Consider the following 23,174-nt stretch of genomic DNA (forward strand, 5'->3'; position numbering starts at 1 on the left):
ATGAAAAGAAGATTTAAAGCAATATTTCTAGTATTACTTATTTTGTTGTTAGTGTCCTTAATTATGTATTTAGGTTGGGGAACTTATAAAATATCTCCTTTAGATAGCATAAAAACTTTATTAGGGAAGGGAACAAAATTTCAAAGTGCAGCTATTTTAAGTCTTAGGCTTCCAAGGATGTTAGTTGGAATTTCTGTTGGTATAGCGCTATCTACAGCAGGAGCACTACTTCAGACAGTAACAAAAAATGAGTTAGCAGACTCAAGTATAATTGGTATAAATGCAGGAGCGGCAGTAGCAGCAGTTATATTTGTTTCATTAAAAACAGCAAATTATTATAGTACATTAGGAACATTATCTATTTATGTATTACCTTTTATGGCTATTATAGGTGCAGGAATTTCTGCCTCTGTAATTTACATTTTATCAGGTAGAAATGGAGTTAGACCAAAGAGATTGCTTCTTATAGGACTTGGAATAAACGCAGGACTAAATGCATTTATTACTTTTTTTACTTTTAGAGGTGGACTTAGTGATTACAATAGAGTATTAATTTGGATTTCTGGAAGTCTTTGGGGAGCAGGATGGAATTATGCAAAAATAATAATTCCACTAGTTGTTTTAATGTTTATCATAGTATTATTCAATTATAAAAAGTTAGATGTTCTTAATTTATCTGATGAACACGCAATTTCACTTGGTTTAAACTTAAATAAAGAAAGAAAAAAGTTTTTATCTTATGTAGTTATTCTTGCTGGTGCTGCTACAGCTTTTGCAGGAAATGTAGGATTTATTGGACTCATATCTCCTCATATAGCAAGAAAACTAGTTGGATCTTATCATAAAAATGTTCTTATTATATCTGGAATTATAAGTGCAATAATAAATTTATTTGCAGATGCAGTTTCAAGAAATTTATTTTCTCCAATTGAAATACCAGTTGGAATTACAATTTCAATATTTGGAGTACCATATTTTATTTATTTAATGATGAAGGAGAAATAGATGGAAGCCATTAGTGTTAAGAATTTATCGGTAGCATATGAAGATAACATAATAATAGATAATATGAATCTTTCAATTCCAAAAGGAGAGATAAGTATTATTATAGGTGCAAATGGATGTGGAAAGTCAACTTTATTAAAAAGTATAGCAAGAGTAATAAAGCCGAGGAGTGGAGAAATCTTTATAAATGAAAAAAATATAAAAAGTCAAAAAGAGAAGCATATAGCAACTCAAGTAGCTTTTTTACCTCAAGGACCAGTATGTCCAAGTGGTATTACAGTAAAAGAATTAGTTTCCTTTGGAAGATTTCCACATCAAAAACTTATAGGTGGACTTAAAACACATGATAAAGAAATTATAGATTGGGCAATAGAAGAGACAGGACTTAAGGATTTTGCAGATAGACAAGTAGAAAATTTATCTGGAGGGCAAAGACAAAGAGCTTGGATTGCAATGACTCTGGCACAAGAAACAGACATAATTATGTTAGATGAACCAACTACTTACTTAGATATATCATATCAACTTGAAGTATTAGAGGTATTAGAAAAGTTAAATAAACAAAAGGATATTACTATTGTTATAGTATTACATGAACTAAATAATGCTTGTAGATTTGCAAGTAATATTATTGGACTTAAAAAAGGTAAAATTATTTGTAAGGGTATTCCAAGGGAAGTTATAACTAAAGAAAATTTAAGAGAGATTTATGGAATTGATGCTAAATTACAATTGAGTGAAAATAAAAATTATCCAATCTGCGTAGATTTTGAACTTATAAGGGGATAAAATGAAAAATAAAAACTTTGTTATAGTAGTTATTGGGCAGATAATATCCTTATTTGGAAATGCAATTCAAAGATTTAGCATGTCGTTATATATTTTAGATGTAACAGGAAGTGCTGTTACTTTCTCTAGAATATTAGCAATATCGACTATTCCATATATATTATGTGCACCTATTGCAGGACTACTAGCAGACACAATAAATAGAAAAAAAATAATGAGTTATCTCGATTTCCTTAGTGCTGGGTTAATGATCATATACTCAGTAATACTTATGAATGGAAAAGATAATACAATAATAGTAACAAGTGTTATGTTTATTCTATCTATCATTTATACTTTATATAACCCTGCGGTTACAGCCTGTATTCCACAAATTGTTGAAAAAGAAAACTTAGCCACCGCTAATGGAATAATTCAACAAGTTGGAGCTATAGTTAACTTACTTGGACCTATAATTGCTGGATTATTATATAGTTTTGTTGAAATAAAAGTAATAGTTATATTAAATGCTGTCAGCTTTTTAATATCCGCTATTTTAGAGATGTTTTTAAATATTCCAGATCTAGAACAAAAAGAAAAGTTTAGAAACCCTATTTCAAAATCTTTAAGAGAAATGAAAAAAAGTTTTAAATACTTAAAAGAAAAAAAGAAAATAGTATTAGGAATTATAGTTTCTTATGCATTAACTAATATATTTGTAGTGCCAATTCTAAGTATTATATCTCCTTATTTTATTAAAATAGAGTTAAATATGTCTTCGGCTATATATGGATTTGTAGAAGCAATATTTGTTTTAGGAATAATAATAGGAGGTGCATTAATCACATTTAAGCCTAAATTATTTAAAATAAAAAAAATGCATAAAACTATGTATCCCATGGTAATGGCAATTATAATTATGGGGATTTCTACTTATTTAAATACAGAAAATAAATTTTTAATTTTAGGACTTTATTCCCTAGGTGGGTTTGGAATAATGTTATCTTTAGCTTTATCCAACATCATATCGTTAACCTATATTCAACAAGAAATAAAAGAAGAGATGCTTGGAAAAGTAAGTGCTTTTTCTACCGCTATTGCTACAGTAAGTATTGTACCGGGTCAATTAATATATGGACAACTATTAGAAATTAATTTAACTTTATACAACATTTTAATAGTAACTTTTATTTTCAGCATAGGAGTAGTTAAATTTATAAAATGGAATATTAGAAAAGTTTAAAATAAAATATTGTTATTCCGGTTAGGGAAAATCCTCCTTAATCGGATTTTTTATTTTTTAAATAATTTTAGTAATAAATATAATTATAGATGAATATAAATAGAAAAGTACGCTGCTTTAAAAAACTATAAATTTAATACAAATTGGTAGACCGGGAAGGGGTAGAGGAAGTTTTATGAAGAATAACGTTAATATGTTTAATGAATTTTTAGATGTACAGAAAGATATGTTTGAATCATGGAAGAATATGTTTGGTATACAAGAAGAATCAAAAGATAATGAAAATTTACAAAGTAATTATAATCCGATGAATTATTTTAATGAAGTAATGGCTTTTAATTCTAAGTTATTTACGAGTTATACAGGAGACCCCTGTGAAATATATAGAAAAATAAATCAAAGCAATGGTATATACGAAAGTATTTATGAAGTTTGGAAAAAGTTAAAAGAAATTGGGTTTATTCCTACAGAAGATACTATTAAAAAAGTTTATGAAGAATGGTCAGAACAAAATATGGAATATATGAAAAAAAGTTATATTCCATATGTTCCAGAGCCTATGAAAAAAATATTAGAAGATTCTATAGGTATAATGGAATCTTATAAAGTTGCAGCAAATAAGTTTTGGCAGCCTTGGATAAGTAGCCAAGAAGAATTAAAAGATATTTTTTATAAAGGATATTTTAATAATCCATCAGGATATGTAGAGTATTTTAAACTATGGAAAGATAACTATGATAAATCTTTTAGTAAATTTATTAATACACCAATGATGGGAATTGATAGAGAATTTTTAGAAAAGCAATCAGAAGGTTTTGATAAATTTATTCGTTTTAGTGTACTTGTTAATGAGTTTTGCGCAAATATTTATAATTTGACACAAGAAACTATGAAAAAGATTTTTCAAGATTATATGGAAATGTATAAAGAAGGAGTAGCGCCACAGACCTTTGAACAATTTTATAAATATTATACTAAAGAAATGGATAACGCTTTTAATAAATTATTCTTTTCAGATGAGTTTAGCAAATTAGTAGGACATATGTTAGACGCAATGACCAATTTTAAAATTGAGTCAGATAAATTGTGGGAGGAATATCTGTCCTTTATACCAGTACCAAAAAAAACGGAAATGGACAGTTTGTATAAAACTGTATATGATATAAAAAAAGAAACTAGAAGTATGAAAAAGGAAATAGAGGAGCTGAAAATTCTTTTAAATAAACAAAGTAAGTAGAGAAAGAGTAAACAAATAGTAAGTAGTACTAATAGCTGAAATAAATTATAAATTAGTATGCTAAAAATGAAGAGGTGAATTTACTTGAATAATATTTTTAAAACAAATATGTATACAGAATATATGGATAAGATATTAAAAAATCAAGAAAAGATGGTAAATGGAATTGATATTTTGATGAATATCGAATATGAGGACCATGATAAAACACCAAAAGAATTAATTTATCAAGAAGATAAGATGAAATTATATCACTATATTCCCAAGGTAAAGAAAAAAACAAGTGTTCCAACACTGATAGTTTATGCATTAATGAATAGACCTTATATTATGGATATAAAGCAAGAAAAGAGTTTTGTGAAAAAATTATTAGAACAAGGACTAGATCTTTACATTATAGATTGGGGATATCCTACAGCAGAAGATAGATATATAACTCTAGAAGATTATATAGAAGGATATCTAGGAAATGCAATAGATTGTATACGACAAAAGAATAAAGTAGAAAAAATAAATATTTTATCTAAATGCCAAGGAGGAACATTCTGTACTATTTATTCATCATTGTATCCAGAGAAAATAAATAGTCTTGTGACTATTGCATCTCCAATAGATTTTGACATTGATGATGGAATTTTGTTTAAATTGTCTAAAGATATGAATGTAGATAGTCTTGTAGATGCTTATGGGATTGTACCAGGTTGGTTCCTAAATATGACTTTTGTATCTTTAAAGCCTTATACTTTATTAGTGGATAAATATATAGGAGTGGTAGATAGCCTAGATAATCCTAAATTATTAGCAGATTTTCTAAGCATGGAAAAGTGGATTTTTGATAGCCCAGGACAAGCGGGGGAAGCCTATAGAAAGTATATGAAGGATTTATGGCAAGAAAACAAGCTTATTAAGGGTGAGTTTATGTTAGGAGATAAGAGCGTTGATCTTAAGAATGTAACTATGCCATTATTAAATATTTTTGGAGAAGCGGATAATTTAATTCCACCATCCGCATCAAAACCATTAAATGATGTAGTAGGAAGCAAGGATAAAGAAATGGTTTCTTACCCTGTAGGGCATGCAGGAATTGTAGCAAGCTCTCGTTCACAGAAAGAAATTGTTCCTAAAATAGCAAAATGGATTTTAGATAGAAGTAAAAAATAGATAAAAAAATCAGTTGGCAAATATATTTTGCTAACTGATTTTTTAAGTTGATAATAAACTTAATATAATTTATTATCAGAGAATTTATATGTAATCATAATAAGCTTATATATATTCTTTACATCTTCCTTATATCAATTTATTCAATATTAATACAATCTTAATATCCAAAATAATAGAATAGTACCATATGTTGATTTATAGGAAGGTGAATATATGGGGATATTAATAATTCTTGGCTTGGTAGTTTCTTTTGTATATATTGGCTATCTTGTTTCAAGATTGGACAAGTTTTTGGCAATACACTATATTTTTATTGAAATACACACTTCATTAAATGTATAATTTAGAAATGCAGTAATATACCTAAATGTAGAGGTGAAGGTGTTATGGAAAAGGTCGCTTTATTAAAATGCACAGATTACGATGTTGACCATATTGAAAAAAAACTTAGAGAAGGTTTTGAACTTTTAGGAGGGGACTCTTTTTTGAGAACTCTTATACCTGAAAACAGTAAGGTTTTATTAAAGCCTAATCTTCTTAGCATAATTGAAAAAGGATCACCAGTTATTACTCATTACGCAGTGTTTGAAGCTGTTATAAGGATTGTCAAAGAATATAGTAATAATATAACATTCGGTGACTCACCAGGTCTGGGAGATACAAGAAAAGCTGCTGAGAAATCAGGGTTAATTGAGGTTGCTGAAAGATATGGAGTAAGGTTCGTGGATTTCAATGATGAAGTACATGTTGAGCTTGATAATCCTTTAATGTATAAGTTCTGGAATGTTGCTAGAGCAGCTCATGAAGCTGATGTAGTTATAACACTACCAAAGCTTAAAACTCATGCTATGATGTACTATACAGGAGCAGTTAAGAATCAATTTGGTTGTGTACCTGGTACACAAAAAGCAACATGGCACACAAAATTGCCTAATCCAGTTAACTTTAGTAAAATGCTTTTGGATTTAAATACTGTTGTTAAAACCAATTTTGCAATTCTTGATGGAATAATCGCTATGGAAGGAAATGGACCTAGAAATGGAACCCCTAAAAAGATAGATACTATAATTATGGGGAAAAGTCTTACTGCAGTAGATTCTACAGCTGTAAGATTAATTGGATATGACAATGTATTTGCTGTGCCATTTCTAAAGGTTGCTCATGATACAAAGTGGGGAGCAGTACGCCCAGAAGAAATAGAAGTTCTCGGTGAAAAAGTAGAGGATATGAAATGTAAAGACTTTAAACTCTCACGAGGTGCTAAGGTGTTTAATTTTATAAGTCCTTCATTAAATAACTTTGTTGCATCCTTGACTGCACCTGACCCAGTTGTAATTGAAGAAAAGTGTATAGGTTGTAGGAAATGTGATGAGGTATGTCCGGAAAAATCTAAGGTAATATCCTTTGCAAAATATAATAATAAGGTAATACCAAAGTGGAATTATAGCAATTGTATAAGATGCTTCTGTTGTCAAGAACTTTGTCCAGAAGGGGCCATAATAACTAAGAAAAAGGGAATAAGTAAGCGACTAGGTTTTAAATAGTTATCATTAAAATAGTATTAGACGCCATATTTGGCGTCTAATACTATTTTAATTGCTAGCACACTCAGATGCTGTTCCTTTTAAAATTTCTAGTCCATGTTTTAATGCGGGTAATATGTACTCTAAATTTTCTTTAACAGCCTTTGGACTTCCCGGAAGATTGATAATTAGAGTAGTATTACGAATTCCAGATACCCCTCTGCTTAACATTCCTTTAGGAGTAATGCTTAAGCTGTGATGTCTCATAGCTTCAGATATACCAGGAGTTTGTCTATGAATTACATCTAAAGTGGCCTCAGGAGTCCAATCTCTTTGGGAAAAGCCTGTCCCGCCAGTTGTTAATATTAAATCTAAAGATAAATCATCACACATTTTTATCAGTTCTTTAGAAATAAGTTCTCTTTCATCAGGAAGAATTTTATAATAAATAATTTCATAATCGTTTTTTACCATTATATCTTCAATAACTTTGCCACTTTTGTCATCACGTTGACCTACGTAACCCTTATCACTAGCAGTCAATATACCTACTTTAAACAAGAATAGCACCACCTCTAGAAATATTATTAGATTTTATTTTACTTACTTATAAGATTAATATAGAAAAGATTTAAAATCAATACGAAGATATTATTATTGTAAAAGTAGTATTTAGTGTATAATTTAATAAACAATTTAAGGAGGAAAAGAAAATGAAAGAAAAATTAATAAACATAATTGTAACTTTAGTTGTACTAAGTTCTGTTTTTTTATATGGATGCTCAGGAAAATCAGAAGTAAATCCTAACAATGCGGAAAAGGATAATGTAAAGGGTTCCATTATTTTAGCTACAACAACAAGCACACAAGATAGTGGATTATTAGAATACTTATTGCCTAATTTTGAAAAAAAAGAGGGTATAGAAGTTAAAGTTGTAGCTGTTGGTACAGGTAAGGCATTACAAATGGGTAAGGATGGAGAAGCTGATGTACTTCTAGTTCATGCAAAGGTGGATGAGGAGAAATTTGTATCAGAAGGGCATGGAACAGTTAGATATGATGTTATGTATAATGACTTTATTCTTTTAGGACCTGAAAGCGATCCAGTAAAGATCGGTAAGAATGCAGGGCAAGATATGGGAAAAGCATTAAAGTTAATTGCGGATAGTGGACAAACCTTTTTATCTAGAGGGGATGACTCTGGGACACATAAGAAAGAAAAATCTATTTGGAAGGAAAAAAGTATAGATCCAAGCAAAGAGAAATGGTATATGGAAACAGGTCAGGGGATGGGTGAGACATTAAAAGTAGCAGATGAGAAACAAGGATATACAATATCAGATAGATCTACTTATATAAAAATGCAGGATAATGTAGATCTACAGATAATTTGTGAAGGTGATGAGAGCTTACTTAATCAGTATGGAATAATTCCTGTAAATCCTAATAAGAATCATACGATAAATTCAGAAGGGGCAAAAAAGTTTGTAAACTGGATTATATCAGATGAGACTCAAGAATTAATTAAATCTTTTAAAATTTTAGGACATGAGGATCAAGTGTTCTATCCTAATGCTAGATCTAAATAGATTAAGAGTATTTACTAGAAATGCAACTGGAGGGATATTATGATATACATTTTAAACGGTATAAAGGAAGCTTTTCAGCTTCTCTTTTCGCTAGATAGGGAGATATATTCTATTATTCTTTTGTCTATGAGTGTTTCTGGTATTGCAACTATAATTGGAACGTTAATAGGAGCGCCTATTGGGATATATAGTTCTATGAAAGAATTTAAATTTAAAAGAGTATATGGGAAACTCTTAAATACCTGTATGGGGATTCCACCAGTTGTTCTCGGTTTAATAGTTTCAGTAATTTTTTCAAGAAGAGGACCCTTAGGTGTTTTAGAAATCCTTTATACTCCTACAGCAATGATAATTGCCCAGGCACTTTTAGTTACTCCTATTATTACAGGAATAATTTTTAATAATACAAAAAAAGCTGGGAAAAGGATAAGCAGGTTATGCTTAACTTTAGGAGGAAATAAATATCATACATTATTTTTATTGATTAGGGAAACAAAAATAGATATGTTTATAGCAATAGTAACAGGCTTTGGAAGAGCTATATCTGAGGTTGGTGCTGTAATGTTAGTGGGGGGAAATATAAAGGGTCATACTAGGGTGATGACTACATATATATCAATGAATAATGCCATGGGTGATTATTCAGCTTCAATTGCTATGGGGATAGTACTTCTAGCTATTTCTTTTATTATTAATTCTTTTTTATATAAATACATTCAGGGTGATGAAGATGAATATTAAGGTGAAAAATGTTAGGAAATCTTATGGAAGTAGAGTAGTATTGAATATTGATAATTTAAACTTTGAAGGAGGTAAGATTCATGGGATATTAGGCCCAAATGGTTCAGGTAAAAGTACATTTATGAAAATTTTAGCTGGACTTGAAGAGAGAGACTGCGGAGAAGTTACATATAATGGATTACAATTAAATCCTGAAATAATGAAATTTATGACTTATTCAGAACAAAGCTCTTATCTTTTAAGAAGGACAGTCTTTGAAAATATTGCTTATCCATTAATAATTAGAAGAGTTAGTAAAAATATAATACATGACAAAGTAAATGAAATTATGGGTAGGTTTGAAATTTATAAATTGAAGGATCAAATAGCTACTAAATTATCAGGGGGAGAATCTCAAAAGGTTGCTCTTGCAAGAGCTATGATTTTTGAACCTAAGTTACTAATAGTAGATGAACCAACTGCAAATATTGATCCAAACTCAACAAAAATAATAGAAAGAAATTTAATAGAACTAAACAAAGCAAGGGAAACAACTATTTTAATAGTAACTCACAATATTGCTCAATGCAGTAGAATTTGTGATAATACAGTATTCATGCAAGATGGAAAATTAATAGAAATTGGGAATACAAAAAAGATATTAACTTCTCCACAAAGCATAGAAGCTAAAGGATTTATAGATTTTGAATACAATTACTTAAATGGAGGTATTCACTATGGAAATGTTCAAGGTTCATAGCGTTAAAGCTGCTAGAGAAAAACTTATGGAAAACTTTAAAGATTTTAAAATTCAGATAGAAGAAGTAGATATATTTGGAGCTGTTGATAGAATATTAGGAGAAGATATATACTCAAAGTTAAATGTACCTCATTTTAGAAGATCTACTGTAGATGGATATGCAGTTAGAAGTAGGGATACACATGGAGCTAGTGAAAGCTTACCTATGTTTTTAGAAATAATAGGGGAAGTAGAGATGGGAAAAGTGGCAAATATGAAAGTCACTGCAGATAAAGCAGTTTATGTGCCAACGGGGGGGATGGTACCTGAAGGGGCAGATGCTGTAGTTATGATTGAATATGTGGAGAATTTAGATGATACAAATATTACGGTTTCAAAATCAGTTGTAGCTAAAGAAAATGTAGTTGATATAGGTGATGATATAAAAGAGAATCAAAAGGTTCTACTAAAGGGAATGAGATTAAGACCACAAGATATAGGAGTTCTGTCCTCTATAGGAATAGATAAGGTAAGTGTATTTAAGATTCCATCTATAGCTATAATTTCAACAGGAGATGAGGTTACTGATCCAAAGGAAGAGCTTAAACTAGGAAAAATAAAGGATATAAATACATATACCTTATCAGCTATGGCAAAAAAAAGTGGACTTCATGTGGTTGAAAGATGTGTAGTAAAGGATGATAAAGAGCTTATTAAAAGTATATTAAGAGATTGCATGCAAAAAAGTGACATTGTTCTACTATCAGGAGGAAGTTCGGTTGGGACTAAAGATATAACTACAATTGTTATTGATGAGATAGGAAAGCCAGGAGTATTTGTTCATGGTGTCGCTATGAATCCAGGAAAACCTACCATATTAGCAAAGATAGATGATAAACCTTTATTTGGACTGCCAGGACAACCTGTTTCAGCTATGATAGCTTTCAAGGTTTTTGTAGAGTATTTTGTAAAGAGGATTTTTAATCTAGATGAATATGAAGAGAGTTTTATTGAAGCTACAATGATGACTAATGTGCATTCAGCTCAAGGTAAAGAAACATATCAGATGGTTTATTTAGAAAAGGAAAATAATCAGTATAAGGCACGTCCAGTATATGGGAAGTCAGGAATGATAACATTAATGTCAAAAGCTAAGGGATATGTGAAGATCCATGAAGATAAGGAAGGGATTAAAGAGGGAGAAAAAATTAGAGTAGATTTATTTTAATAAAGGCGGTGATTTAGTTTGAGTAGCTTTCAAAGAAATGTATACTTATCTAATTTAGAATTAGAAGAGGCAAAGGAACTTTTTTTTAGAGAATGTGAAGAAGGAATTAATGGATTAGGAAGAGAAATTCTAAGAGTAGAGGATGCTTTAAATAGAGTTACTTCAGAAGCTATATTTGCAAAGATATCATCCCCGTATTTCAATGCTTCTGCTATGGATGGTATAGCAGTTATATATAAATCTACTTTTGGGGCCAATGAGGTTAACCCTATAAGGCTAAAAATAGGTAGTGATTTTATATATGTAGACACAGGAGATGTTATAAAAGATCCTTTTGATGCAGTTATTATGATAGAAGATGTAGTAAAGATAGATGATTACACCGTTGAGATAATAAGAGCAGCATCACCATGGCAACATGTAAGGCCAGTTGGAGAAGATATTGTAGCCTCAGAGATGATAATACCTGCTTTTCATAAGATAACTCCGGTTGATATAGGATCATTATTAAGTGGAGGAATTTTAGAGATAAAAGTAATTAAAAAGCCTAAAGTTGGAATTATTCCAACAGGGACTGAGATAATTAATCCTGAAGAGGAAATATCAGAAGGGAAGATTATAGATTCTAACTCAAGAATGTTTGAAGCTCTAGTTGTACAATGTGGAGGACAAGCTAATAGATATAAACCTGTTATAGATGACTATGAACTAATTAAAAGTGCAATGATAAAGGCAGCAAATGAAAACGATATAGTTATAATAAATGCTGGTTCATCAGCAGGAAGTGAAGATTATTCTTCAAAAATAATAGAGGAATTAGGCGGAGTTATTGCTCACGGCATAGCTATAAAGCCAGGAAAACCAGCTATATTAGGGAAAGTTAATAATAAACCTGTAATTGGTCTTCCGGGATATCCTGTATCTGCATACTTTGTCTTTGATTCCTTTGTGTCGCCTTTAATCTTTAAATATTTAAAAATACAAGAAGAGAGCAGGCAGAAGGTAGAGGCTATTTTATCAAGTAGATTAATGTCTTCTCTAAAACATCTTGAGTTTGTGAGAGTAAAGCTTGGGAAAATAGGAGAAAAGTTAATTGCTACCCCATTAAATAGAGGGGCAGGTGTTACTATGTCTCTAGTGAGAGCAGATGGAGTACTTAAAATACCTAAAACAGTAGAAGGTATTGAGGCAGGAGAAAAGGTTGAAGTGGAGCTTTTGAAAGACTATAGAGGTATAGAGAATACTTTAGTTTTAATAGGAAGTCACGACATAATAATAGATATTATAACTAATGAAATGAGTTTGAAATCAAGAGGAAGCAGCTTGTCATCGGCTCATGTAGGTAGTTTAGGAGGAATTATGGCAAGCAGAAGAGGGGAATGTCACATAGCACCTATTCATCTTCTTGACCATAAAACTGGAGTTTATAATATAGAATATGTTAAAAAGTATTTAGTTAATAAAGAAATGGCTTTACTAAAAGGAGTTAAAAGAATTCAAGGACTTATGGTTAAAAAAGGCAATCCTAAGAATATTAATTCCATTAAAGATTTAATGAGAGAAGATATAGTATTTGTAAATAGACAAAAGGGTGCTGGAACTAGAGTACTTTTAGATTATAAATTAAATCAATTATCCATAGATTCAGATGATATAAAGGGATACGATAGAGAGATGACTACTCATATGACAGTAGCCACTGCTGTACTATCTGGAACAGCAGATGTAGGTATGGGGATAGAGTCCGTTGCAAGAACCATGAATCTTGATTTTATAGCCATTGGTGAGGAAGATTATGACTTTTTAATTGAGAAAAGCTTTTTAGAAGAAGACAAAGTTAAGGACTTTATAAGAATTCTTAAATCAAAAGATTTAGAAACTCAGCTTAAACAAATAGGTGGATATCGTCTAGACAGCCCAGGTGAAATAATTTACATTTAAAAGATATACCTTAGATTGGAGGGAAGTTCGTGTTAGATGGAGAAGGACGAGAAATAAATTATTTAAGGATATCAGTAACGGATTTATGCAATTTAAGATGTAGATATTGTATACCTGAGGAAGGCATAATAAAAAAATGCCATTCTGATATTTTAAGTATGGAAGAAATTGAAGAAATAGTTAAGGTATCAACTAAATTAGGAGTAAATAAGGTAAGGTTAACTGGTGGAGAACCTCTAGTTAGAAGAGGTATAGTAGGACTTGTTCAAAAGATATCAGAGATACCAGGAATTAATGAAGTAGCATTAACGACTAATGGAACCCTTCTAGGGCAATATGCTAAAGATTTAAAGAAGGCGGGTTTAAAAAGAGTAAATATAAGTCTTGATACTCTACAAGAGGATAGATATGAGTATATAACAAATGGTGGTAAACTTAAGAATGTTCTTGAAGGAATTAGAGCTGCTAAGGAAGTCGGGTTAACACCTTTAAAACTTAATGTAGTATTAGTTAAGGGATTTAATGATGATGAAATAGATGACTTTATAAATCTTACTATAGAAAATGAATATGATATAAGGTTTATAGAACTTATGCCTATTGGTGATAATGGAGACTGGTCAAAAGAGCACTGTATTTCAAATAACATAGTTTTAGAAAAATATCCTAATTTAATACCTATAATTAATAAGGATAAGTCAGCACCAGCACAGCATTATAAGTTACCGGGTGCAAAGGGAAGAGTAGGTCTTATAAACCCAATAAGCTCACACTTTTGTTCAAGTTGCAACAGGATAAGGCTTACAGCAGATGGTAAAATTAAACCTTGTCTTCATTCAAATGATGAAGTTGATATAAAGACTGACTTAAGAGAAAAGAGAGATATCTTACCTATTATTGTTAATGCTGTAAAGATTAAACCTAAAGAGCACCATATGAATGAAAAGAACTATAACCCTATAAATAGAGAAATGGTACAAATAGGAGGATAATATGGATTTTACGCACTTTAATGAGAATGGAAAAGCAAAAATGGTTGATGTTGGAGAAAAAGATGAAACAAAGAGAGTTGCTATTGCTAGAGGAACTATAAAAATGAATAGAGAAACACTAATTAAAGTGAAAGAAGGGCAGATGAAAAAGGGAGATGTTATAGCTGTTGCTCAAGTAGCAGGAATAATGGGAGCTAAGAAAACAAGTGATATAATTCCAATGTGCCACAATATACTAATAAATGGAGTAGACTTAAGCTTTGAAATTAACGAAGAAGAATCATCTATTATTATAGAAGCAGAAGCAAAAACAACAGGTAAAACAGGAGTAGAAATGGAGGCATTAAGTGCTGTTTCTATAGCTGCTTTAACTATTTATGATATGTGCAAAGCTATTGATAAAGAGATGGTTATTGATAATATAAGGCTTGTTAAGAAAATAGGTGGAAAATCAGGAGAATTTATAAGAAGAGGTGAGAATATATAAATGGGTAGAGTAATAGCAATCAATATAAGTGAGAAAAAGGGAGTTCCAAAGGAAGGGATTCCAGTAGGGAATTTTATAGAGGACTTTGGACTTGAAGGAGATGCACATGCTGGAAAATGGCATAGACAGGTTAGTTTACTCGGATTAGAAAGTATGGACAAGATGAAATCACAGGGTGCAGAAGGGTTATGTACAGGGAAATTTGCAGAAAATCTAACTACAGAAGGAATAGTTCTCTGGGAGCTTCCTGTAGGAACTATGCTTAAAATAGGAGAAACCATTCAAGAAGTTACTCAAATAGGAAAAGAGTGTCACATGGGATGTGCTATTCGTGAATTAGTTGGAGATTGTGTTATGCCAAGAGAGGGAATATTTACGAAGGTAATAAAGGGAGGAAAGATTAAAGAGGGAGATAATATTGATATAATTTAAGATTTAATAGGGAGGTGAAATCTATTTTACGAGAAGAACATATGATAAGCTTTATTGAAGAGATTTCAGAAGGTATTATGATATGCGACTTATTAGGACACATTGACACAGTAAACAAAGGACTTACTGATTTGCTTGGATATAAGAAGTTAGACCTAAGAAAAATGAAGGTATCTAACATAATAGGAGAATGGGAATATATTTTAAATGAAGCGAAGTCTGGAGCTTTGTTTTCTAAAGAACTTAAAGTATGCATTAATAAAAATGTTTCTTATCTTCAAATTAATGCTCATCCCTTAGTTAATAGAGAGAGTAAAATAGAGAAAGTCTTAATTATATTTAAAGAAGTAAAAAAGGATAGAAAATTAGTAAATAGAATTACATCTGGACAAGCTATTTATAACTTTGACAAGATTATAGGAAAAAGTGAAAAGTTCTTAGAAGTAATTGATTATGCAAAGAACATTGCTGACAGTAGATCTACTATTTTAATTACTGGAGAGAGTGGAACAGGAAAAGAAGTTTTTGCGCAATCTATTCATAATTATAGTAGTAGAAGAAATAAGTCTTTTGTAGCAGTTAATTGTGGGGCTATTCCTCAAAATTTAATGGAGTCGGAGTTTTTTGGATATGAAGAAGGTGCTTTTACTGGTGCAAGATTAGGAGGAGCTATAGGTAAGTTTCAGCTTGCCAGTGGTGGAACTATCTTTCTAGATGAAATAGGGGAAATGCCTATTGACATGCAGACAAAGCTTCTTAGAGTTATAGAAGAGAAGGTAATTAATCCTGTTGGAAGTATTAAGAATATACCAATTGATGTTAGGATTATAGCAGCTACTAATAAAGATCTTCAAAAAAAGATACGAGAAGGAAATTTTAGACAAGATTTATATTATCGCTTAAATGTTTTGCCTTTACGACTTCCCTCATTAAGAGAAAGGAAAGAGGATATACCCCTTTTAATAGAATACTTTATGAAAAGTATATCGAAGAATCTTAATAAAAAAGAGTTAGAAATACCACCATATTACGAAGTTAAGTTTATGGAATATTACTGGCCTGGAAATATAAGGGAAATTGAGAATATAGTAGAACTTATGATTAACACTCAGAGGGTTCATGTGCCTGGAGAAGAGAAACAGGAAATATTTATACCTTTAAATAAAAAAGATAAGTGTTTAACACTGGAATATAACGAGAAACAACATATTATTAAAACACTAAAGAAATTTAATAATAACGTATCGCTATCTGCTAAAGCATTGGCAATTGGACGTAATACCTTATACAGAAAAATAGAAAAATATAAAATTAATTTAGGTAATTCAGACTTTGAAAGTACAGAGTGCTGTTCTAATGTGGAACGATGTTCTGAAATAGAACTATAATAAAGGGGATTATTGTTCTTAAATAGAACAAGTGATGTAATTTGATTGTAGTAGAATAGTTATAAATAAATAAAATTAATATCAAGAAAACATTAATTTTATGGGACTAGCTTAAAAAATTGAAATTTAATGAAAATATGAACTGTGTATTGGTATGAGAATTGCTATAGTATTTTAGAAAGACAAGATATATAAGGGAGGGGTATTATAATGTTTGGATACAATGGGAAAGTACTAAGAATTAATCTAAGTGAAGGAAGTATTAAAGTAGAACCTCTAGATTTAGCAGTAGCTCAAAAATATATTGGGGCTAGAGGATTAGGGGTTAAGACACTTATAGATGAAATAGATCCTAAAGTAGATGCACTAAGCCCTGATAATAAATTTATTATAGCAACAGGACCAATAACAGCAGCACCAATGCCAACTAGTGGAAGATATATGGTTATTACAAAAGCACCTCTAACAGGTACAATAGGAATTTCTAATTCTGGTGGACATTGGGGAGCAGAGTTGAAGAAAACAGGATACGATATGATAATCCTTGAGGGAAAATCTGAAAGTCCTGTATATATAAATATTACAGATGAAGATGTAGAGATAAAAGATGCAAAAGGATTATGGGGAAAAGTTGTTTCAGAAACAACAAAAACTCTCCAAGAAGTTCATGATAAAGCAAAAGTACTTTGTATTGGACCAGCAGGAGAAAAACTATCGCTTATGGCAGCGGTTATGAATGATGTAGATAGAGCAGCAGGTCGTGGAGGAGTAGGTGCGGTTTTAGGTTCTAAAAATGTAAAAGCTATTTCAGTAAAAGGAAGCGGTAAAGTTCAATTACCAGATGACAAAGAAGCTCAAGCAGTAGGACTTGCAAAAACAAAAATCCTAAGAGATGACCCAGTTGCAGGAAATGGTCTCCCAACATATGGAACAGCAGTATTAGTTAATATCATAAATGAAAGTGGAATTCACCCAGTTCGTAACTTCCAAAAGGCTTACACAAAAGAGGCTGATAAGATTAGTGGAGAAGCTATGACAGAGCAGACTCTTGTTAGAAAAAGTGCTTGTCACAGATGTCCAATTGCCTGTGGAAGATGGGTTAAAATGGAGGACGGTACAGAATGTGGAGGACCAGAATATGAAACACTATGGGCATTTGGTTCTGACTGTGATAACTATGATTTAAGTTCTATAAATGTAGCTAATATGCTTTGTAATGAGTATGGATTAGATACTATTTCAGCTGGAGCTACTATTGCGGCAGCTATGGAATTATATGAAAAGGGCATTATTAAGGATGAAGAACTAGCAGCAGATGGGGTATCTCTAAATTGGGGAGATGCAAAGGCTATAATTGAATGGACTAGAAAGATGGGATTAAGAGAAGGATTCGGAGATAAGTTAGCAGATGGTTCATATAGATTATGTGAAAGTTATGGACATATTGAATACGCTATGACTGTTAAAAAGCAAGAACTTCCAGCATATGACCCAAGAGGAGTAAAGGGACATGGTATTAATTATGCAACAAATAATAGAGGAGGATGTCATATAAAAGGATATATGATTAATCCAGAAATATTAGGATATCCTGAGAAATTAGATCGTTTAGCCCTTGAAGGAAAACCAGCATATACAAAGGTGTTTCACGATTTAACAGCTGTAATTGATTCTATGGGAATATGTTTATTCACTACATTTGGATTAGGTGCACAAGACTATGTAGATATGTATAATACAGTATGTGGAGAAGTTTATAATGTAGAAACGTTGCTTCAAGCAGGAGAGAGAATTTGGAATCTAGAGAAGATATTTAACTTAAGAGCTGGAATAGATAGCACACAGGATACTCTTCCAGATAGATTGTTAGAATCACCTATACCAGAAGGACCTTCAGTAGGGCATGTTCATGAATTAAGTGAATTGCTTCCAAAATATTATGAAGCAAGAGGCTGGGATAAAAACGGAATTCCTACAAAGGAAACTTTAACAAAACTTGGTCTTGAAGAATATGCAGGAATTGTTGAAGAATATATTGCAAAGAATGAGGCAGCATCAAATCAAGAGATATAATTTTATTGGGAGAATGAACTTTTAAAAGAAGGTTCATTCTTTCTCATATTGAGGAGAAAGGAGGACTACAAATGAAAGTAGAAGTAAGACTTTTTGCTTATTTTAGAGATGGAAGATGGAAAAGTCAAGATGTTGAATTTAAAGAAGCAAGTACATTAGAAGATATAGTGAAGGAAATTGGAATAAAACCAGAGGAGATTTCTATTGGACTTATTAATGGAATTGATGGTTCTTTAGACAGAGAAGTAAAAGATGGAGATGTAGTAGCCTTATTTCCACCAGTAGGAGGCGGCTGAAGACTTTATATAGGATATACAAGAATTTTAAAAGGAGACGTAAACTTCTTGTTGGCGTCTTTTTTTGTTGTTTTTAACTCAACTATCGTACATTGGATTTATAGTATAAATCAGATTTAAGTAAGTTTAATATGTTAAAGATGTTAAATACTGATATAATATAAAGGTAATAAATGTAGCAATAATGATTCATAATGGGAAGATTAACTTTTAAAGGGAGAGATTTCTGTGAAACAAGAGATTCGTGTTGGTTTAATTGGGTATGGGATGGCAGGTAGAGTCTTTCATGCACCTATAATAGATAGTGTTTCTGGTCTAAATCTGTATAAAGTTTACGAAACTAAGCCTGAAAATATTAAGCATTTAAAAGAAAATTATGAGAACGTTGAAATAGTTGCTGGAGTTGATGAAATAATAGATGATCCAAGTGTAGAGCTCATTGTTATTGCAACACCAAATAACTTTCACTATGAGTTAACTCAAAAGGCATTAGAAAGAGGCAAAAATGTTGTGGTGGAAAAACCATTTACAGTAACTTCTGAAGAAGCGGATAAGCTCATTGAGCTTGCAAAGTTCAAAGATAAGCTGCTAACTGTCCACCACAACAGAAGATGGGATAGCGACTTTAAAACAGTTGAAAAGCTCGTTAGAGGTAATATACTTGGAGAAATTGTAGATTACGAAGCTAATTATGATAGATTTAGGACTGAATTTAAAAACAATTGGAGAGAGAAAAATGTTCTTGGTTCAGGAATCTTATATGATCTAGGATCTCATCTAATTGATCAAGCACAATGTTTATTTGGACTCCCAGAAGAAGTATTTTCTCATCTTGAAATTCAAAAAACTAATGGTGAAGCAGTTGATAATTTTAAGTTAATACTTAAGTACTCAAAGCTTAAAGTAACTCTTAAAGCAGGAATGCTTGTAAGAGAACCTGGACCACGTTTTGCAATACATGGAACAAAAGGTTCTTTTATTAAATATGGTCTTGATGTTCAAGAAGAAGCCCTAAAAGGAGGAATCTTTCCTCAACACATAGAAAGATGGGGGGAAGAGCCAGAAAGATTATGGGGTAAAATTAATACTGAAGTAGAGGGTATACATATAGTAGGTAGAGTAGAAAGTGAGATAGGTGATTACAGAGAGTTTTATAGGAATGTGTATGAGGCTATTTTGGATAAAGAGGCACTTATTGTAAAGCCTCAGCAGGCAAGAAATACTATAAAGATTATTGAATTAGCAGAACAAAGTAATAAAGAAAGACGATGGATTACGTTTTAAATTTAAAAAACTAGGAGATAATGTTAGATGGAAATAAAAAAAGTTAAGGGAAATACATTTTGTATTGATACTGGAATGACATACATACCTTTTTACAAAGTTAATGAGGAAGAGATTATTATGCTAGACTCAGGATGGGCTAAAAGGGAGCAAAAAGGTATAGACCAGTTATTGGACAAAAGTAATCTAAAGGTTGTTGCTATAATATGTAGTCATGCTCATATAGATCATTCAGGAAATAATGCATATTTAAAAAACAAATACAATTGTATAATTGCTATGCCAGCTTATGAGGCTCTTATTTCTAACTCTACGGTAAATTTAAAGATTTATTTTAGAAATCATGCATTAACTGATGTAATAGAGCGATTTGGTCACATGGTCTGCGAAACGGATATTATGATTTGGGATAATCAAGATAGTATACATATATGTGATATTGAATTTAAAATTCTTTTTACCCCAGGACATACTCCAGAGCATATATGCATTATGACCCCAGATGATGTTGCTTATCTAGCAGATGCTCTAATAAGCTATGAGGTTATAGAGGAGGCTAAAATGCCATATGTATATATACTTAGCGAGGATCTAAAAAGCAAAGAAAAGCTTTTAGATTTAAAATGTAGCAAGTATGTAGTAGCACACAAGGGTATATATGACGATATTACAAAGCTTGTAACTGATAATATAGATTTTTATAAAGATATTGCCTTAAGGGTATATGAAGCTATAGGAGATTCTATGACAATGGAAACCATCACAAAAACTGTAGTTGAGAAATTTGGTATTCCAGTAAATAGTATAGATAAACATAATGAAATAGAAAGAATCATAAGGTCTTATGTTGAATACTTAAGCGAAGAAGGGTTAATTGACTTAAGTATAGAAGATGGATTTATTAAATATAAAAAAGTAGTTATTGATAATGAGCAAAGGCTATCAACATATCCATAATAATTGAATATGTGGGAAAAATATATTGACATGGTAAAAAAAATATGTTATATAAAAATTAGGGTTTAGCACTCGGTACGTGAGAGTGCTAACAAAGAATACATAGTTTTTATTTTGGAAGGAGAGATTTAATTGGAAACAAAACAATTTCAAGCAGAGTCTAAAAGATTACTAGATCTTATGATTAACTCAATTTATACTCATAGGGAGATTTTTTTAAGAGAGCTCATTTCTAATGCAAGTGATGCAATAGATAAAATTTACTACAAAGCATTAACAGATGATTCTTTAAACTTTGATAAAGATAATTATTATATCAGAATAGTACCTGACAAGAAAAATAGAACACTTACGATTTCTGATACTGGTATTGGAATGACACAAGAAGACCTTGATAATAATCTTGGAGTTATAGCAAAAAGTGGGTCTTTAAAATTTAAAAAAGAAAATGAATTAAAAGATGGATATGATATAATTGGACAATTTGGTGTAGGATTTTATTCTGCATTCATGGTAGCAGAGACTGTTACTGTTATAAGTAAAGCTTTTGGTAGTGAGGAAGCATACAAATGGGAATCAAAAGGGGTAGAGGGTTATACTATTGAATCTTGTCAGAAGGACTCAATTGGTACAGATATTATATTAAAAATAAAAGAAAACACAGAAGATGAAAATTTTGATGAATATTTACAAGAACACAGACTAAAAAATATTGTTAAAAAATACTCTGATTTTATTAGATATCCAATAAAAATGAATATAACTAAGAGTAGACTCAAAGAAGGCAGTGAAAGTGAATACGAAGAGTATACAGAAGAACAAACTGTAAATAGTATGGTACCTATATGGAGAAAGAATAAAAATGAACTTACTCAAGAAGATTATGAAAAGTTTTATTCTGAAAAGCACTATGGTTTTGATAAACCATTAAAACATATTCATATTAGTGTTGATGGTGCTGTAAGCTATAATTCTATTTTATTTATTCCAGAGCAAACTCCATATGATTTTTACACTAAAGAATATGAAAAAGGTTTAGAGCTATATTCAAGTGGTGTTCTAATCATGAATAAGTGTTCAGATTTATTACCGGACTACTTCAGTTTTGTAAAAGGTATAGTAGATTCGGAAGATTTATCACTTAATATATCTAGAGAAATTTTACAGCATGATAGACAGCTTAAGCTTATAGCTAAGAATATAAAAAGCAAAATTAAAAGTGAATTAGAGAACTTATTAAAAAATGATAGAGATAAATATGAAGAATTCTATAAAGCCTTCGGTAGACAATTAAAATATGGAGTTTATAGCGATTTTGGAAGTAATAAAGATGTTCTACAAGATTTATTAATGTTCTATTCATCAAAAGAAAATAAGATGGTTACTTTAGCAGAATATATTTCTAGAATGCCTGAAGAGCAAAAATATATTTACTATGCTACAGGGGAATCAAATGAAAGAATTGAAAAACTTCCACAAACAGAGGTTGTTTTAGATAAAGGATATGAAATATTATACTTTACTGATGATGTAGATGAGTTTGCTATAAGAATGTTAATGACATATAAGGAAAAAGAATTCAAATCTATATCAAGTGCTGACTTAGGTATAGAAGCAGATGAAAATAAAGAATCATCTACGGAGCAAGATGCAGCTAACAAAGAATTATTTGAAAATATGAAGAACATTTTATCAGATAAAGTTAAAGATGTTAGAGCATCAAAGAGACTTAAAAATCATCCAGTATGCCTATCAACAGATGGAGAACTTTCAATTGAAATGGAAAAAATATTAAGTGCTATACCTGATAGTGGTAATATAAAAGCAGATAAAGTTTTAGAAATAAACATAAATCATGATGTATTTAAAACATTAAAAGAAGCTTATGAAAAAGATAAAGAAAAATTAAACCTGTATACAACTTTATTATATAATCAAGCACTTCTTATTGAAGGACTTCCAATTAATGATCCAGTAGAATTTACAAATAACATATGTAAGATAATGGTATAGATAAAAGCCACTTTCAAGATACTTTACTTGAAGGTGGCTTTTTAAAATAATTATCTAAACAGTTAGTATTCTTTTAGTAAATAATAAATTTCTAT

The 23,174-nt window shown here is 30.8% G+C and carries 21 protein-coding genes; 20 read left to right on the forward strand and 1 reads right to left on the reverse strand.

Annotation, left to right across the window (positions count from 1 at the left end; all coding sequences use genetic code 11):
* From ACX0KU_RS07790 to ACX0KU_RS07815, 6 genes are all read left to right on the forward strand, one after another.
* A complete protein-coding gene (locus ACX0KU_RS07790) occupies window positions 1–1,005 on the forward strand; it encodes a FecCD family ABC transporter permease (RefSeq protein ID WP_472992346.1) in 1,005 nt (334 codons plus the stop codon).
* A complete protein-coding gene (locus tag ACX0KU_RS07795; RefSeq protein ID WP_472992347.1) occupies window positions 1,006–1,794 on the forward strand; it encodes an ABC transporter ATP-binding protein in 789 nt (262 codons plus the stop codon).
* A gap of 1 nt (window position 1,795) precedes the next feature.
* On the forward strand, window positions 1,796–3,016 hold the full coding sequence (locus ACX0KU_RS07800) for an MFS transporter (protein ID WP_472992349.1): 1,221 nt from the start codon (window positions 1,796–1,798) through the stop codon (window positions 3,014–3,016).
* 175 nt (window positions 3,017–3,191) lie between these two features.
* Window positions 3,192–4,253 (forward strand): poly(R)-hydroxyalkanoic acid synthase subunit PhaE, encoded by a 1,062-nt coding sequence (locus ACX0KU_RS07805; protein ID WP_472992350.1) that lies wholly within the window; start codon window positions 3,192–3,194, stop codon window positions 4,251–4,253.
* A gap of 84 nt (window positions 4,254–4,337) precedes the next feature.
* A complete protein-coding gene (gene phaC / locus ACX0KU_RS07810) occupies window positions 4,338–5,414 on the forward strand; it encodes a class III poly(R)-hydroxyalkanoic acid synthase subunit PhaC (protein WP_472992351.1) in 1,077 nt (358 codons plus the stop codon).
* A gap of 389 nt (window positions 5,415–5,803) precedes the next feature.
* Window positions 5,804–6,961, forward strand: coding sequence for a DUF362 domain-containing protein (locus ACX0KU_RS07815; protein ID WP_472992352.1), 1,158 nt, complete (start codon window positions 5,804–5,806; stop codon window positions 6,959–6,961).
* 48 nt (window positions 6,962–7,009) lie between these two features.
* Here the strand turns inward: ACX0KU_RS07815 and ACX0KU_RS07820 are convergent, their stop codons facing one another.
* A complete protein-coding gene (locus ACX0KU_RS07820) occupies window positions 7,010–7,501 on the reverse strand; it encodes a MogA/MoaB family molybdenum cofactor biosynthesis protein (protein ID WP_472992353.1) in 492 nt (163 codons plus the stop codon).
* A 152-nt stretch (window positions 7,502–7,653) separates the two neighbouring features.
* Between ACX0KU_RS07820 and ACX0KU_RS07825 the strand changes: the two genes are divergently transcribed.
* From ACX0KU_RS07825 to htpG, 14 genes are all read left to right on the forward strand, one after another.
* Window positions 7,654–8,529 carry an ABC transporter substrate-binding protein gene (locus tag ACX0KU_RS07825; protein ID WP_472992354.1) on the forward strand — a complete coding sequence of 292 codons (876 nt, stop codon included), beginning with the start codon at window positions 7,654–7,656 and terminating at the stop codon, window positions 8,527–8,529.
* Between the two features lie 39 nt (window positions 8,530–8,568).
* A complete protein-coding gene (locus ACX0KU_RS07830) occupies window positions 8,569–9,270 on the forward strand; it encodes an ABC transporter permease (RefSeq protein WP_472992355.1) in 702 nt (233 codons plus the stop codon).
* Window positions 9,260–10,009, forward strand: coding sequence for an ABC transporter ATP-binding protein (locus ACX0KU_RS07835; protein WP_472992356.1), 750 nt, complete (start codon window positions 9,260–9,262; stop codon window positions 10,007–10,009). The genes ACX0KU_RS07830 and ACX0KU_RS07835 overlap by 11 nt, the downstream gene beginning before the upstream one ends.
* Window positions 9,987–11,216 carry a molybdopterin molybdotransferase MoeA gene (locus ACX0KU_RS07840; protein WP_472992357.1) on the forward strand — a complete coding sequence of 410 codons (1,230 nt, stop codon included), beginning with the start codon at window positions 9,987–9,989 and terminating at the stop codon, window positions 11,214–11,216. Before ACX0KU_RS07835 ends, ACX0KU_RS07840 begins: the two co-directional genes overlap by 23 nt.
* A gap of 18 nt (window positions 11,217–11,234) precedes the next feature.
* A complete protein-coding gene (locus ACX0KU_RS07845) occupies window positions 11,235–13,157 on the forward strand; it encodes a molybdopterin biosynthesis protein (RefSeq protein ID WP_472992358.1) in 1,923 nt (640 codons plus the stop codon).
* Between the two features lie 29 nt (window positions 13,158–13,186).
* Window positions 13,187–14,149, forward strand: coding sequence for a GTP 3',8-cyclase MoaA (moaA, locus tag ACX0KU_RS07850; protein ID WP_472992360.1), 963 nt, complete (start codon window positions 13,187–13,189; stop codon window positions 14,147–14,149).
* A 1-nt stretch (window position 14,150) separates the two neighbouring features.
* A complete protein-coding gene (gene moaC / locus ACX0KU_RS07855; protein WP_472992361.1) occupies window positions 14,151–14,636 on the forward strand; it encodes a cyclic pyranopterin monophosphate synthase MoaC in 486 nt (161 codons plus the stop codon).
* Window positions 14,637–15,068: an MOSC domain-containing protein gene (locus ACX0KU_RS07860; protein WP_472992362.1), complete on the forward strand. Its 432-nt coding sequence runs from the start codon at window positions 14,637–14,639 to the stop codon at window positions 15,066–15,068.
* 41 nt (window positions 15,069–15,109) lie between these two features.
* Window positions 15,110–16,456: a sigma-54 interaction domain-containing protein gene (locus ACX0KU_RS07865; protein ID WP_472992363.1), complete on the forward strand. Its 1,347-nt coding sequence runs from the start codon at window positions 15,110–15,112 to the stop codon at window positions 16,454–16,456.
* A 210-nt stretch (window positions 16,457–16,666) separates the two neighbouring features.
* Window positions 16,667–18,529, forward strand: coding sequence for an aldehyde ferredoxin oxidoreductase family protein (locus ACX0KU_RS07870; RefSeq protein ID WP_472992364.1), 1,863 nt, complete (start codon window positions 16,667–16,669; stop codon window positions 18,527–18,529).
* A 71-nt stretch (window positions 18,530–18,600) separates the two neighbouring features.
* A complete protein-coding gene (locus ACX0KU_RS07875) occupies window positions 18,601–18,825 on the forward strand; it encodes a MoaD/ThiS family protein (protein WP_472992365.1) in 225 nt (74 codons plus the stop codon).
* 228 nt (window positions 18,826–19,053) lie between these two features.
* On the forward strand, window positions 19,054–20,109 hold the full coding sequence (locus ACX0KU_RS07880; protein WP_472992366.1) for a Gfo/Idh/MocA family oxidoreductase: 1,056 nt from the start codon (window positions 19,054–19,056) through the stop codon (window positions 20,107–20,109).
* A gap of 27 nt (window positions 20,110–20,136) precedes the next feature.
* A complete protein-coding gene (locus tag ACX0KU_RS07885; RefSeq protein ID WP_472992367.1) occupies window positions 20,137–21,066 on the forward strand; it encodes an MBL fold metallo-hydrolase in 930 nt (309 codons plus the stop codon).
* 132 nt (window positions 21,067–21,198) lie between these two features.
* Window positions 21,199–23,079 (forward strand): molecular chaperone HtpG, encoded by a 1,881-nt coding sequence (gene htpG, locus ACX0KU_RS07890; protein WP_472992368.1) that lies wholly within the window; start codon window positions 21,199–21,201, stop codon window positions 23,077–23,079.
* Window positions 23,080–23,174 lie beyond the last annotated feature (95 nt).

This window comes from Clostridium sp. X, from assembly GCF_055755365.1.

Bases quoted from the DNA above. Each gene is read 5' to 3' on its own strand.
- ACX0KU_RS07790 (WP_472992346.1), top strand. From the start codon at position 1: ATGAAAAGAAGATTTAAAGCAATATTTCTAGTATTACTTATTTTGTTG.
- ACX0KU_RS07795 (WP_472992347.1), top strand. From the start codon at position 1,006: ATGGAAGCCATTAGTGTTAAGAATTTATCGGTAGCATATGAAGATAAC.
- ACX0KU_RS07800 (WP_472992349.1), top strand. From the start codon at position 1,796: ATGAAAAATAAAAACTTTGTTATAGTAGTTATTGGGCAGATAATATCC.
- ACX0KU_RS07805 (WP_472992350.1), top strand. From the start codon at position 3,192: ATGAAGAATAACGTTAATATGTTTAATGAATTTTTAGATGTACAGAAA.
- ACX0KU_RS07815 (WP_472992352.1), top strand. From the start codon at position 5,804: ATGGAAAAGGTCGCTTTATTAAAATGCACAGATTACGATGTTGACCAT.
- ACX0KU_RS07825 (WP_472992354.1), top strand. From the start codon at position 7,654: ATGAAAGAAAAATTAATAAACATAATTGTAACTTTAGTTGTACTAAGT.
- ACX0KU_RS07830 (WP_472992355.1), top strand. From the start codon at position 8,569: ATGATATACATTTTAAACGGTATAAAGGAAGCTTTTCAGCTTCTCTTT.
- ACX0KU_RS07835 (WP_472992356.1), top strand. From the start codon at position 9,260: ATGAATATTAAGGTGAAAAATGTTAGGAAATCTTATGGAAGTAGAGTA.
- ACX0KU_RS07840 (WP_472992357.1), top strand. From the start codon at position 9,987: ATGGAAATGTTCAAGGTTCATAGCGTTAAAGCTGCTAGAGAAAAACTT.
- moaC (WP_472992361.1), top strand. From the start codon at position 14,151: ATGGATTTTACGCACTTTAATGAGAATGGAAAAGCAAAAATGGTTGAT.
- ACX0KU_RS07860 (WP_472992362.1), top strand. From the start codon at position 14,637: ATGGGTAGAGTAATAGCAATCAATATAAGTGAGAAAAAGGGAGTTCCA.
- ACX0KU_RS07865 (WP_472992363.1), top strand. From the start codon at position 15,110: ATGATAAGCTTTATTGAAGAGATTTCAGAAGGTATTATGATATGCGAC.
- ACX0KU_RS07870 (WP_472992364.1), top strand. From the start codon at position 16,667: ATGTTTGGATACAATGGGAAAGTACTAAGAATTAATCTAAGTGAAGGA.
- ACX0KU_RS07875 (WP_472992365.1), top strand. From the start codon at position 18,601: ATGAAAGTAGAAGTAAGACTTTTTGCTTATTTTAGAGATGGAAGATGG.
- ACX0KU_RS07885 (WP_472992367.1), top strand. From the start codon at position 20,137: ATGGAAATAAAAAAAGTTAAGGGAAATACATTTTGTATTGATACTGGA.